This is a genomic window from Pseudarthrobacter phenanthrenivorans (genome assembly GCF_036455295.1).
GTDB classification, from domain to species: domain Bacteria; phylum Actinomycetota; class Actinomycetes; order Actinomycetales; family Micrococcaceae; genus Arthrobacter; species Arthrobacter phenanthrenivorans_C.
The window spans coordinates 231,724-244,045 of the sequence record NZ_JAYXNX010000005.1; the positions used below are offsets into that span (position 1 = coordinate 231,724).

General features: G+C 67.6%; 12 protein-coding genes. 1 reads left to right on the top strand and 11 read right to left on the bottom strand.

Features of this window, described 5'->3' with window-relative positions; all coding sequences use genetic code 11:
* Positions 1-173: 173 nt before the first annotated feature.
* From VXJ37_RS08915 to VXJ37_RS08935, 5 genes are read right to left on the bottom strand one after another with little or no spacing between them, the layout of a single operon-like run.
* A complete protein-coding gene (locus VXJ37_RS08915) occupies positions 174-893 on the bottom strand; it encodes a hypothetical protein (protein ID WP_331322677.1) in 720 nt (239 codons plus the stop codon).
* Positions 890-2,824 (bottom strand): VWA domain-containing protein, encoded by a 1,935-nt coding sequence (locus tag VXJ37_RS08920; protein WP_331322678.1) that lies wholly within the window; start codon positions 2,822-2,824, stop codon positions 890-892. Before VXJ37_RS08920 ends, VXJ37_RS08915 begins: the two co-directional genes overlap by 4 nt.
* Positions 2,815-3,294 (bottom strand): hypothetical protein, encoded by a 480-nt coding sequence (locus VXJ37_RS08925; protein ID WP_331322679.1) that lies wholly within the window; start codon positions 3,292-3,294, stop codon positions 2,815-2,817. The genes VXJ37_RS08920 and VXJ37_RS08925 overlap by 10 nt, the downstream gene beginning before the upstream one ends.
* The gene (locus VXJ37_RS08930) at positions 3,284-4,204 is read right to left on the bottom strand and encodes a DUF58 domain-containing protein (RefSeq protein ID WP_331322680.1); all 921 of its coding nucleotides are present in this window, start codon (positions 4,202-4,204) and stop codon (positions 3,284-3,286) included. The genes VXJ37_RS08925 and VXJ37_RS08930 overlap by 11 nt, the downstream gene beginning before the upstream one ends.
* A gap of 4 nt (positions 4,205-4,208) precedes the next feature.
* Positions 4,209-5,216, bottom strand: coding sequence for an AAA family ATPase (locus VXJ37_RS08935; RefSeq protein ID WP_331322681.1), 1,008 nt, complete (start codon positions 5,214-5,216; stop codon positions 4,209-4,211).
* Between the two features lie 139 nt (positions 5,217-5,355).
* Here VXJ37_RS08935 and VXJ37_RS08940 point away from each other — a divergent pair, with 139 nt between their 5' ends.
* Positions 5,356-5,553, top strand: coding sequence for a hypothetical protein (locus tag VXJ37_RS08940; RefSeq protein ID WP_331322682.1), 198 nt, complete (start codon positions 5,356-5,358; stop codon positions 5,551-5,553).
* Here VXJ37_RS08940 and VXJ37_RS08945 read toward each other — a convergent pair.
* The 6 genes from VXJ37_RS08945 to VXJ37_RS08970 form a co-directional block, all read right to left on the bottom strand.
* Positions 5,550-6,368 carry a carbohydrate ABC transporter permease gene (locus tag VXJ37_RS08945; RefSeq protein ID WP_331322683.1) on the bottom strand — a complete coding sequence of 273 codons (819 nt, stop codon included), beginning with the start codon at positions 6,366-6,368 and terminating at the stop codon, positions 5,550-5,552. The genes VXJ37_RS08940 and VXJ37_RS08945 overlap by 4 nt on opposite strands.
* Entirely contained in the window at positions 6,365-7,246 is an 882-nt protein-coding gene (locus tag VXJ37_RS08950; RefSeq protein WP_331322684.1) for a carbohydrate ABC transporter permease, read from the bottom strand. Before VXJ37_RS08950 ends, VXJ37_RS08945 begins: the two co-directional genes overlap by 4 nt.
* A gap of 2 nt (positions 7,247-7,248) precedes the next feature.
* A complete protein-coding gene (locus tag VXJ37_RS08955) occupies positions 7,249-8,601 on the bottom strand; it encodes an extracellular solute-binding protein (RefSeq protein WP_331322685.1) in 1,353 nt (450 codons plus the stop codon).
* Positions 8,602-8,606: 5 nt separating this feature from the next.
* The gene (locus VXJ37_RS08960) at positions 8,607-9,806 is read right to left on the bottom strand and encodes an ROK family transcriptional regulator (protein ID WP_331322759.1); all 1,200 of its coding nucleotides are present in this window, start codon (positions 9,804-9,806) and stop codon (positions 8,607-8,609) included.
* 168 nt (positions 9,807-9,974) lie between these two features.
* A complete protein-coding gene (locus VXJ37_RS08965) occupies positions 9,975-11,159 on the bottom strand; it encodes a class I SAM-dependent methyltransferase (protein WP_440589793.1) in 1,185 nt (394 codons plus the stop codon).
* Between the two features lie 50 nt (positions 11,160-11,209).
* Entirely contained in the window at positions 11,210-12,292 is a 1,083-nt protein-coding gene (locus VXJ37_RS08970; RefSeq protein ID WP_331322687.1) for an FAD-dependent oxidoreductase, read from the bottom strand.
* Positions 12,293-12,322: the final 30 nt, after the last annotated feature.

Below are 12,322 nucleotides of genomic sequence, written 5' to 3' on the forward strand. Positions count from 1 at the left end.
CCACATGGGGGCACCCACACCCTCCGCAACGGAGGATCGCTGACACGTTACCGCGGTAACTTGTATAAGATTCTAGGCGGCCAGGCGGGGCCGGTTCAAGTCCTCGCCGAATTAAGACGCACTTTTACAGCGTGGTTCTTCCGGCCACAGAATTTCCTTCGTCAGGGCCGGTCCTACCAAGGCCGTTCGGGCGCAGCGCCGTCGTTGCTGTCCAGGTACTTTTCCCGTTCGCGTCCGCTGTTGCGCTCCCGCTCCGCCTGCCGTGACCTCTCCTGCAGCTGCTCCAGCCGGTCCTCCAGCGCCGCCCCTGCCGGCGTGTCCCCGGGAGATTCCTCCCCCGGCGCGGGCGCGGGCTGCGTGGATTGCCCCGCCGCGCCGAGCTTGGCGTCCAGCCGTTCCCTGGCCTCCGCCAAGCGGGTGCCCGTTCCTGCTGCCGCGTCGGCAGCTTGACAGCTGTCCGGTGCCTGGCCGGCCGCTGCCAGCGCCTCCCTGTAAAGGGGAAGGGCCGACGCCGGGTCCCCGGCCTGGAGCCGCTGGTCACCCAGCCGTTCGATCACCAGGACAAGGTTGACCCGGATCAGGCATTCGTCCCCCGTGCCGGCCGGTACCGTGCCGAGCGCCTGTTCGAACAGGGCCCTGGCAGCCGCGTAGTCACCCGACATGACGGTCCCATCCCCGGCAGCGAACGCCGCTTTATGCGGTTCGACGACGTTGGTCATGGAAAGTCCGCCGGCCGCCGCCTGCACGCCGGCAGCATCCCCCGCGGCAAAGCCGGACGCTGCTTGGCCACCGAGGATACCGAGGCTCAGGAGTTTGGTGGCAAGGCAGAGCGCCAGGAGTACCGGCACGGCGGACCACCACAGCAGGCGCCGGCGTCTGGATGCAGGGTTCACCACCGGGCCTCCTTCCGGCCGGTGCCCGGTAGTCCACGAAGTTGCCGCAGGAGTCCCACAGCTTCCGGCAAAGCCAGCAGGAAGGCGCCCGCGGCAAAGATCCAGTAGGCCTCTGCCCCGGCGGCGGCTTGCCCGTCATCCCCGCGTTCCGTCGTGCCGGGGTGCGCCTGCCGCATCATGTCCGCAACCGGGGCACCGGCGTCGCGGTGCACGTAGGGCACGCCGAGCTGGGCGGCGATTGTCCGCAGATGCCCCTCATCAATGACGGACAGGGCGTCGCCTGAATTTCCCGGTCGGTTGTCCTGCACGTAGTTCCCCGCCGGAGGGGTGGCGTCCGCGCCGCCGGTGCCGCCGCCGTCGTAATCACCGGTGTTCTCCTTCATCCGGCCGCCGCCGGCCGTGCCGTAGCCAAGCACTGCTCCCCCGGCCACCAGGCCGCCGCCGGGACTCATGGATTCCGGATCCTGGCCGCTGGTCTGCTCACCGTCGCCCAGGTAGTACACCAGCTGCGGCCGGCCCGGATGGCTGTCCCTGGCCGCTCCCAGCTGTTCGAAAAGCAGCTGCCTGGCCGCCGTGATGCTGCTGCCCTTGGCGTAGGAGGTGACCGGGGGTTCGAGGACATCCGTGATGGTTTCCAGCGCAAGGGTGTCGGTGCCCAGCGGCATCCGCACGTGGGCGGTGGTATCGAAGGTGATGAGGGAAAACCTGGCACCGGGCAACTGTTCAGCGATCGCCATGATGTCCTTCCGGACACCCTCCATCCGCGGCATGCCGTTGGCGTAGTCTTCTGCCACCATGCTGGTGGTGGTGTCCACGACGAAGAAAACGTTGAGGTCCGCGGTGGCGGCCTGGACCGTGCCGCCCGGCAGGGCGGGCCGCAGGAGCGCCGCCAGGAGCAGCAGGACAACGGCGCACCTCCGCAGCCACGCCCTGCGGCGGAGGCGTACGCGCTCGAGCCGCCACAGCACGGAACAAAGCACCAGGGCGGCAACAACTGCAACAGCCAGCGGCAGCCCCGGCACCTCCGCGAACACGGCACGCGGCGCCCCCTGGATCGAGGCCGTGTCAGTCTGTTCGATGCCTTCAACGATCCCGGGCACTGCTTCCGGGCTGTCCAGGGAATGATAGGAACCCCCGGTCAATTCCGCCGCCGCGCGCAACTGCGCGCCAGGCTGGTCCGGACCGCCGCCGTAATCCACGTCGCCCGGATTGAGTGCGTAGACGTGAACTGACCGTTCCTTCGCCAGCCGGGCGGACTGGTCGAGAGTCATGACCGGATCGCCCGAAAGGAAGTTGTCCGTGGCAAGCACCACTGACCGCGAGCGCCCGGGCGGACTGCCGGCGGGGAAGCTGTTGAGGCAGGATGCCAGGCCGTCCCCAATCAGCGAGGACCCCTTGCCGCTCCACGTGCCGTCCAGGAAGCCCGAGCTGCCGGGTTTTCCGTCGAAAGCGTCCTTGGCGCCCTGGAGCTGATCCCGGGCGTAGGCGTAGTCGTCCGTCAGGGGAAACACCTGGATGGCGCTGCTGTCGAAAATCGTCAAACCGATGCGTTCGCCGTCGAACTCCTGCGCCAACCGCGAGAAGACGTCCACTACCGCGGCGTCGGCGCTGCTCATGGACCCGGAGGCGTCCAGGCACAGCATAATGTCGCGGTTGTGCTGCTCCGGACGGACGGTGTCCACGGCCACCGGGCGGGCTGAGGCCAGCGCAGTGGATACCAGCAGCACCGCCGTGGCGGTTGCCGCCAGGGCCAGCCACCGCCGGTACCTGCGGACGGCGGCCTGGTATTCGGGCAACGCGGTGAGCCTGTCCCCGTGGGCCACCGGCCGCCGCGGTATTGCCTTTAGCCGCCCGCCGCGCAGGGCGAGCCAGACGGCTGCTCCTGCGGCAGCGGCGGCGATGGGCAGCAGCCACCAGAACATCAGTTCCATGCGCGCACCGCCGCGGCCGCCTGGGTTGCCGATGAAGCCACGGACGGCAGCGGACCCGGACCGAATTCTGCGGGGTAAAGGGCCTGGATGACGTCAGCCGCGGCAGGGAGCGGGTGCCGGGCAAGATCCTGGTGCGTCATCCTGGTGGCATCAACTCCGGTGGCGTCCCGCACGAACCCGCGCAGCAGGAGGCTCAATTCCTGGTGTGCTGCGCGGGCATCCAGGTTGCCGGCCGCCGCCGCCTGGTCCACGTCCTGGATCCGCTGAAGGTAGGCTGCCTTGAGCCCCTGCAGGTCGGTGAGGGCGGAGCGGCCGCGGCCACCAGTGCTTGTCCGGGTCTTCGGGGCTGGCCGGGTGGTGGCAAACAGGAAGGCGTACCAGCCTCCCACCAGGACCAGCAGTGCCGCACCGCACCACATCCACAACGGGCTGTACTGCAGCGGGCCATAGAACTGGGAATCAGCCTGCACGCCGGTGCCTCTCCAACAGGGCAAAGAGGCCGGTGATGACATCTTCGCTGGCCCCCGCTTCGCCTTCCGTGATTCCGGCTGCGCGGAGCATGGCCCTGCGGCCGGCGTCGCGCTCCGCGGTGGCCTGCGCGTACGCTGCCTCCACCCCGCCGGACATCGCCGGCAGCCACGCCAGGAGGGTGGAGTCCGCCACATCGACGGAATCGGTGGGAGGCCTGGAACCGGCCCCTGCGCCGGACGTGGTGCCTGCCTGCCCGGAGGGCACCAGCTCCGCGTCCCTGACCGTGAGCCAGAGGACCTCATGCTGCGCGCGGAGCCGGCGCAGCAGCTGCCCGGTGGCGTCATCCGCCGCCACCTCATCGGCGACCACGAAAAGCAGGTGGCGGCCTTTGACGTTGCGGGCCACATAGCCGAGCTGGTCCTGGATCCGGCTGCGAGCCGCATCCAGGCGGGTGCGCGACTCCACCTGCCTCAGCAGCCGCTCCAGGTGGGCCTCACCGTTTTTGGCCGGCAGTGCGTGCGTGGCCGAAGAGTCCCCGCACACCAGCCCCACCACGTCGCCGTGCCGGTGGGCCAGGTAGCCCAGGACTCCCAGCGCCAGCACCGCAATGTCTTTTTTCGTCTCCCCTGACCTTGCCTCCGCCGCCATGTTGCGGCCGGTATCGGTAACCAGCAGCACCGTCTGGCGGCGGACCGCCACGTAGCGCCTGATCAGGGGTGAGCCATGGCGCGCCGAAGCCTTCCAGTCGATATCGCGGACCTCGTCACCGGGCACGTAGGCGCGCAGGTCATCGAAGTCCAGGCTGCGGCCCCGGAACACGGACCCGTATTCGCCGTCGAGCATTCCACGTGCTTTACGGTGGGCGAAGATGGCCATCTTCGACTTCACCCGCTGCAGGAGGCTGGCCATGGCGTCAGGGAGTCTGGACGGCGGCCACGACGGCGTCAATCACCGATTCCACCGGGACCTGCTGGGCCACGGCATCGAAGTTCAGGATCAGCCGGTGCCGGAGCACCCGGTGGGCCAGCGACCGTACGTCTTCGGGGATGACGTGGTCGCGGCCGTTCAGCAATGCCACCGCGCGGGCCGCCTGGCTGAAAGCGATGCTGGCCCGCGGGCTGGCGCCGAACTCGATGAAACCGGCCAGCCGGTCGTCGATGTATCGCGACGCGTTCCGGGTCACGTACACGAGCCCCACGATGTAGTTGATGACCGCGGGATCAATGTAGATGCGGCGGGCCACGTCCTGCATTTCGCTGATGGCGTCCAGCGAGGCGGCTGCGGCGGGCTTCTGCGCGGGGGTGTAGACACCGGCATCGATCCGGCGGATGATTTCTGCCTCTTCCGCCGGAGTGGGATAGTCCAGCACGTCCTTGAGCATGAAGCGGTCCATCTGTGCCTCGGGCAACTGGTAGGTGCCCTCCTGTTCGATGGGGTTCTGGGTGGCCAGGACCAGGAACGGGGAGGGCAGCGCGTAGTCCTGGCCGCCGATGGAGGTCTGACGCTCCTGCATCGCCTCCAGCATGGCGCTTTGGGTTTTGGCGCTGGAGCGGTTGATTTCATCCAGCAGGACGATGTTGGCGTGCACTGGACCGAGCTGGGTGCGGAAGTTGCCCTTCGCGGCGTCGTAGATCTGGGTCCCCACGATGTCGCTGGGCAGCAGATCGGGGGTGCACTGGATTCGCCGGAAGTCCGCGCTGACGGCTTCGGCCAGCGTTTGCGCTGCCGTGGTCTTGGCCAGGCCCGGGACGCTTTCAAGGAGGATGTGGCCGCCGGTCAGCAAACCCACCAGCAGCGACTCCCGCAGCCGCGGCTGCCCCACGACTTTCGCATCAAAACTGCGTGAGATGTTCGCGGCCACCTGTTGCGCCCTGGCCAGCTCTGCCGGCTGGATTCTTTCGGGCACGCTGGTCGAAAGCACTGGATTCCCCCTGGTGACGGTGTTGGGCGCGCGGCCGGGCCGGCCGTGTCCCGCCCGTCATCCTATCCAAGCCCGGCACCATGAACTCCGGCAATGGGCACCCCTCCCCATGGGGACGGGTGAGGTCTATCCTTTTGCCATGATTGAGCTTCCAGCCACTTACAAGGAATATCTCGCCGGCAAGAGCCAGCACTTCGTCGACACGGTCCGGCCGGTGCTGATGCAGTCTGCGGCGGAAAAGCTGCACGGGGTCCGGGTGGTGAACAATCCCACCGGGCACCAGGCGCACCTCGATGACACCCTGCCCTTCGGTGTGGTCCTCGAGGACATCGACTAACCCCTGACGGCCCCCGCAAGGGCCAGGGCGTTGCCGGACCCGCGCGCCACGACGACGTAAAGTGCCAGGACCGGCACCGAATAGAGAATCGAGAATGCGGCCAGCTGGCCGTACGCCACTGCGCCGTGCTGGCCGAAAAAGCTGAAGATCGATACTGCCGCGGGCTGGCTGGACTCGGACAGCAGGAGGACGAAGGGGACGAAGAAGTTTCCCCAGGCCTGGATGAACACGAAAATGAACACAACGCCCAGGCCCGGACGCATAAGCGGCAGCACAATGGCCCGCAGCGCTGCCAACCTGGAAGCACCGTCCACCCAGGCCGCCTCCTCCAGGGCCAGCGGTACGCCATCCATGAAGTTCCTGGTCATCCAGATGGCCATGGGCAGGCTGGTTGCGGCCAGGAACAGCACCGTGGCGGGCATGGAGTCCAGCAGCCGCAGCTGCACGAACAATCCGTACACCGGCACCATGATGGCGGTCACCGGCAGGCAGGTCCCGAAGAGGATGCCGTACATGAAGGGCGTGTTGAAGCGGGACCGGTAGCGGGACAACGGGTACGCAGCCAGCACGGCAGCCACGAGGGTCACCAATCCGGTCCCGGTGGAGAGCAGGAAGCTGTTCCACAGTGGCAGGAACAGCAGCCCGGGCGTGAAGACGGCGGCGAAATTGCCCAGGCCGGGCTGCTGCGGAACCCGGGTGGCGTGGCCGGCAGCCGGGTCCAGGGAGCCGAAGACCAGCCACAGCAACGGCAACAGGAAACAGGCGCCAACCAGCAGCAACACCACGTCAGCCCAGGTACTGCCACGCCGTTTCACGGTCTCTGCTCCCTGAGCAGGCGGAGGTAGGCCGCGCCGAACACGCCGCCAATGACAATCAGGACAGTGGCCACGGCCGTGCCGTAGCCAATGTCTCCGAACTTGAAGGCCTCCTGGTAGGCCAGCACGGGCAGCGTAGTACTTCCGTTGGCAGGACCGCCTGCGGTCATCACCCAGATCAGGGTGAAGACAGCCAGGGTCTGCAGCGTCACCAGCATCAGGTTGGTGGCAATGCTTCCCCGGATCACCGGCAGGGTGATGTAGGCCAGCCGCTGCCACGCGCCGGCGCCGTCCATCTGCGCCGCCTCGGTCAGCTCGGCCGGGACGCCGTTCAGGGCAGCGCGGTACACCAGCATGGAAAAGGCTGTTCCCCGCCAGACATTGGCCAGTACCACCGCCGCCATGGGCACCGTGTAGAGCCAGTCGGTCTCCGGCTGTCCCAACCTGCCAAGGAGTTGGTTGAGCGTGCCGTCGCGGCTGAAAAAAGCATAAGCGGCGAACGCGGCCACGATTTCCGGCAGGACCCAGGCGGCAACGACGGCGGTGCCCACCGTTGCCGAGACAGCCGGTCGTGCGCGCCGCATGAGTACGGCGAGGGCCAGTCCCAGCACGTTCTGGCCCAGGACGGCCGATCCAGCGACGAACAGGACCGTCAGCCCCAGCGACAGTGGAAAGACCGGGTCCTGCACCAGCCGCTGGTAGTTTTCCAGCCCCACCCATTCCGGGTTCCTGGCGTGCCGTCCCGTGAGGCCAACATTGGTCATCGAGGCGTGGAAGGCCCACAGCACGGGGCCCGCGAGGAACACGAGCAGCAGCACGGCTGCGGGCAGGACCGGCAGGTAGCGGACCACCTGCCGCCCCCGGTGGGTGGCGGCCAATGCTACTTCCGGATGGTCTTGTCCGCGCCGACTATCCCGGCCACGGCCGCGTCGTAGTCGGCGGCCGCCTGTTCCGGGGTCCTCTTCCCGGTGATGACGGCCTCGGTGGCTTCCTGGACGGCAGCGGAGATCCGTGGGTAGTCAGACGTGGCCGGGCGGAACCTCGTGACGGACACCAGGCCGGAGACGTCCTTCACGAACGGATTCGCTGACTGGTAACCAGCGTCAGCGGCAACGTCCGAACGGACGGCGATCTGTGAACTGGCGACGGTGAACTTCAGGGAGTTCCTGGCGTTGAGGGCCGTGGTGAGGAAGTTGAAGGCAAGGTCCGGCTGCTTGGTGTCCGCACCAACGGCCAGGGTCCAGCCGCCGGACATGCTGACCGCCCCCGGAGCCCCGCCACTTTCCGTGGGGAATGGAGCCACGCCCATGTCCTGCGGGTAGCCCGGCCACGCGTAGCTTCCGCCGGCCTGCCAGAACGACGGCGCGTAGGAGCCTTCCACGGTTGCCCCGAGCTTTGCTTTAGGGAACCACTCTCCAAACACCTTCTTCCAGATGTTCGGGTCCAGCGCGTCGGCCGGGGCGACCGCCAGGTGTTCCTTGTAGAGCGTGTCGAGGAACGTCAGCGAGTCCTTGAAGCCGGTTGAGCCGACGACCCACTTTTTCGAATCCTGGTCATAGAGAGCCGCGCCGGTGCCGTACAGGAGCTCATAGAAGCCCTGCATGACCGTACCCTCGCCGGTGCCTTTGCCGGCGTACATGTTGAAAGGGATCACATCCGGCTCGGCGGCTTTGACCTTTCTGGCGGTGTCCAGAATGTCCTGCCAGCTGGCCGGCCGCCACGGCAGGCTGATGCCTGCCGCCGCCAAAACCTTCTTGTTGTACCAGATGGCCCTCGTGTCCGTGCCCAGCGGCACCGCGTACGTGCCGCCGTCGTCCGCTTTGCCTGCCTCCTTGGCGCCGGCGTCGAACTTGCCCCAGTCACCCCACCCTGCCAGGCGGCTGTCCAGGTTCAGGAGGTACCCGGCGTCGACGTCGGAGCGGACCTTGAAGGTGTCTTCGTAGAAGACATCCGGAGCAGTCGAGGGTGACCGAAGGGCGAGTGCCAGCTTGGTGCCGTAGTCGTCGTCGTTGGCCTGGATGGGCTGAAGTTCGACCGTGACGCCCTTGTTTGCGGCTTCGAACTCCTTCTTTGCGTCCTGGAGCATGCTGTCCAGGGCAGTGAAGGAATCTGTCTTCTGGTAGGCCACCTTGATGGTCTTGTTTCCGCCGGCCGGATCGGCGGGCGTGCAGGCTGCCAGGACCAGGGTGGCAGCAGCGAGAAGGGACAGCGTCCTGGATGCGCGGCGAAGCATTGCCGTCAGCTTTCCAGCAGGAGACGCTGGGCGCGGGGCGCCAGGGTATGTTCCAGGACCAGTGAGGCGGCGCCGATGGCCCCCACATCCTCCCCCACCCCGGTGCCCACGACCTCGATGGGGTGGATCAGGCGGGCATCGCTGTTGGCGTCCAGGAGCGGCGGGACCAGTTCCAGGTAACGCTGCGCCAGGCAGGTCCAGAACGGGCCGCCGAAGACCACGCGTTCCACGTCCAGGGTGTTGGTGACCACCGAGGCAGCCCTGGCAACCAGGGTGGCGGACCTGTCCAGGATGGCGGAGGCACCTTCATCTCCCGCGTACGCACGCGCACAGAGCTCGGAGAAGCTCTGCTGGATTTCGGCGGCGCTCCCGGCGGTGGGGCCTTCCAGGATCCCGGCCGCTTCCGCCTGCGCCACCAGGACCTGCGGGATGGCGGAGGATTTGACGCAGCCGCGCTGGCCGCAGTCGCAGGGCGGCCCGTCCGGGTCCACGATGATATGGCCGATTTCACCGGCATTGCCGGAGGTTCCCCGGACCACCTCATCGTTCAGGACGATGCCGCAGCCGATGCCGGTGCCCATGTACATGAAGATGAAGCTGCCGGCGCCACTGGGGCCGCCCGCCCATGTTTCGGCAACGGCGGCGCTCGTAACGTCCTTGTCTACCAGCACCGAGTACCCGGTGGCCCTTGCCAGCGCGTCGCGCAGTTCCACCCGGTCCCAGCCCGGGAGCAGCGGGGGGTCCACCACGGTGCCGTTGTCCAGGTCGATGGGGCCCGGGGCAGCCACGCCGAGCCCTGCGATGCGGCTGCGGTCAACGCCGGAGTCTTCAACGAGCTGCGCGATTTCCGCTGCGATGGTGGCGATGACGGCTGACGGATCGTTTCCGCCGGGTGTCTTGATCCGCGAATGCCGGACCACGGCACCCACGAGGTCCAGCACCACGAACGTGGTTACTGCCGGGTCCAGGTGGACCCCGAGGGCGTACATGCCGCCGGGGTTCAGGCGGAGAATGGTGCGCGGCTTGCCTGGGCCCGTCCCCTCCTTGCCCGCCTCCACGATCAGGTTCTGGTCCAGCAGGCGCCGGGAAATATTCGAGATGGTCTGCGGCGACAGGCCGACAATCTGGGCCAGCTCCACGCGGCTTAGGCCACCAGAGGTCCTGCGGATTGCGTCAAGGATGACGGTGAGGTTGAAGTCCCCCATCCTGGGCAAGTTGGTTCCGCGTCTCGGAGAAGATTGGCGGATCTCAGACACTGTGTCCCCTAAACGTCTTCGGCTACCTGTGATGGTGATGCTTTGAATCGTACGTTAAGGGTGCGCCGCCGCCCATATGTGTGGACGGCGGCGCGGCGCGGCGTGCGTCTTCCCACGTCAGTGCGTGGCGCGTCTGCTCCGCGTGACGGTGAACTTCGCGTTCCGGCCCTCCACGTCTGTAGGCCCCACAAGCCGTTCCAGTGCCGGCAGGTAGGCCAGGTGGCGGTTGAAGACCGTCCACAGTTCGCCCCCGGGAGCCAGTACCCGGCCGGCCGCCCCGATCATCTTCAGGCCGGCGCCGGCATGGACGCCGGCGCCCACGTGGAAGGGCGGGTTGAGCAACACCGTTTCCACGGTGCCGTCAGGGAAGGTGCTGAGCGCGTCGTCCTGCAGCACGGTAATCCGGTCTGCGAGTCCGTTGGCCCGCGCGGTGGCCAGGGCGGACTGCACGGCCGCCGCGGACTGGTCGGTTGCCGTCACTGAAGCGGCCGGGAACTGCCGGGCGTACATCGCAGCCAGGATGCCGGTCCCGCATCCCAGGTCCACCGCATGGCTAGCGGGTTTCATCGCGGGCAGGAATGTCAGCAGGAATCGGGTGCCGATGTCCAGGCGGGGGCCTGCAAAAACCGCCCCGTGGGCCGCGACGTCCAGGTCCAGTTCCGCAAGATGCTCCACCACGGGAAAGCGCGGGGACGTTGTAACCTGCCTGGGGCCGCAAGCAAGGAGGATCCGGGATTTTTGCCGTGCAAGCTGCGGCTGGACGGAAACGAAGTACCGTTCAAGGACCGCGTTCATGCCCAGTGACATGTGTTTGACCCGGCCCCCTGCGAGCAGGCGGACGCCTGGTGCCGCATGCCGGGCCACCAAAGCGGCGATTTCCTCCAGTTCCGCAAGCGTCTTGGGGAGCTGCAGCAGCACAGTGTCTGCTCCCGCCAACAGTTCGGGACCCAGGGGCAGCTGGACGAAGCCATTCCCGGCGTGGGCAGCATCAGGCCCTGCCGGGCGGGGTGGATGGCCGTCCTCGCCGGCCAGGGCAGCCGCATTCAACCGCAGGGCCCTTTCGCCGGTGATGAGGTCCTGGTGAACACGCAGCGATGCCGGGGCAAGTACCGCCGAAGCGCCCAGCGTCAGGGCGCCATAGCGGTCCCCGATAACGGTGATTTTGCTGCCGGCCCGGCCCACCTGCACGGCGGTCTCCAACAGCAGCCGGTCCGTGGCATCCCAGGCCTGCAGGTTGGGGGCTTCGACGTCCGGGCGCCGGCGCAGGACCCGGAAAATGTCCTCCAGCGTGTTTGCTGCCACCGGTGTCATGCCGCCTTCTGTTGCCTTTGGCCGCCCCGGCTCCCGGGGCATCACCCCCACGTTACCGGTTCCACCCCTGCCGGCATTCCAGGCAGCCTCATGATCGCCGCCACTGCTGCCCGTCCTGCACGGTTGGCGCCAATGGTGGACGACGACGGCCCATAACCCACCAGGTGGATGCGCGGCTCGGCTGCCACCTGCGTCCCGTCCATGGCGATCCCGCCGCCGGGGCCACGCAAGTGCAGCGGTGCGAGGTGTTCCAGTTCCGCCCTGAAGCCCGTAGCCCAGAGGATGACGTCGGCCTTCAGGAGGCTGCCGTCGACGCGGCGGACGCCGTCAGGTTCAATCGATGTGAACATTGGCTGGCGGTCCAGGGCGCCCCGGTCCCTGGCGTCCCGCAGCGCAGGGGTCCAGATCAGCCCGGTTACCGAAACCACGCTTTGCGGCGGCAATCCCTGGCGGACGCGCTCCTCCACCAGCGCCACGGCGTCATGGCCGGCCCTGGTGTCGAACGGCCCGTCACGCCACACCGGTTCCCGGCGCGTGAACCAGCTGGTGGAGGTGACCAGGGAGATCTCCGCCAGCAGGCCGACGGCGGAGATGCCGCCACCCACCACGATGACGTGTTTGCCGCGGAACTCTTCCGCGGAGACATAGTCGGCCACGTGCAACTGCCTGCCCCGGAACAGGTCCCGGCCCGGATAAATGGGCCAGAACGGACGGGTCCACGTGCCCGTGGCGTTGATGACGGCCCGGGCGCTCCATTCGCCGTCGGACGTTTCTATCCGCAGCCGGCCGGCCGGATCATCGTCTTCCCGCCTGACGGCCCGGACTTTGACGGGCCGCCGCACGGAGAGGCCCAGCTGCGCCTCATAGTCTCCAAAGTAGCGAGTCAGGAAACGGGAGCTGGGCTCCGCCGGATCAACCTCAGGTTTGGGAATGCCGGGCAGGTCGCTGATTCCGTTCACCGTGGCCATGCGCAGGCTCTTCCAGCGGTGACGCCAGGCGCCGCCGGGACCTTCCTCGCCGTCGAGCACGGCATAGTCGAGTCCCCGGCGCTGGAGGTGGTACGCGGCCGACAGGCCGGCCTGCCCCGCTCCGATGACCACCACATCGGTCCGGTCAGGAATCACTCCCCAATGATAGTCGCGGAGGCCCGCGCG

Coding starts and splice junctions, on each gene's coding strand:
- VXJ37_RS08920 (WP_331322678.1), bottom strand. CDS start 2,824: ATGGAACTGATGTTCTGGTGGCTGCTGCCCATCGCCGCCGCTGCCGCA.
- VXJ37_RS08960 (WP_331322759.1), bottom strand. CDS start 9,806: ATGGGGGACTTCAACCTCACCGTCATCCTTGACGCAATCCGCAGGACC.
- VXJ37_RS08940 (WP_331322682.1), top strand. CDS start 5,356: ATGATTGAGCTTCCAGCCACTTACAAGGAATATCTCGCCGGCAAGAGC.
- VXJ37_RS08955 (WP_331322685.1), bottom strand. CDS start 8,601: ATGCTTCGCCGCGCATCCAGGACGCTGTCCCTTCTCGCTGCTGCCACC.
- VXJ37_RS08930 (WP_331322680.1), bottom strand. CDS start 4,204: ATGGCCAGCCTCCTGCAGCGGGTGAAGTCGAAGATGGCCATCTTCGCC.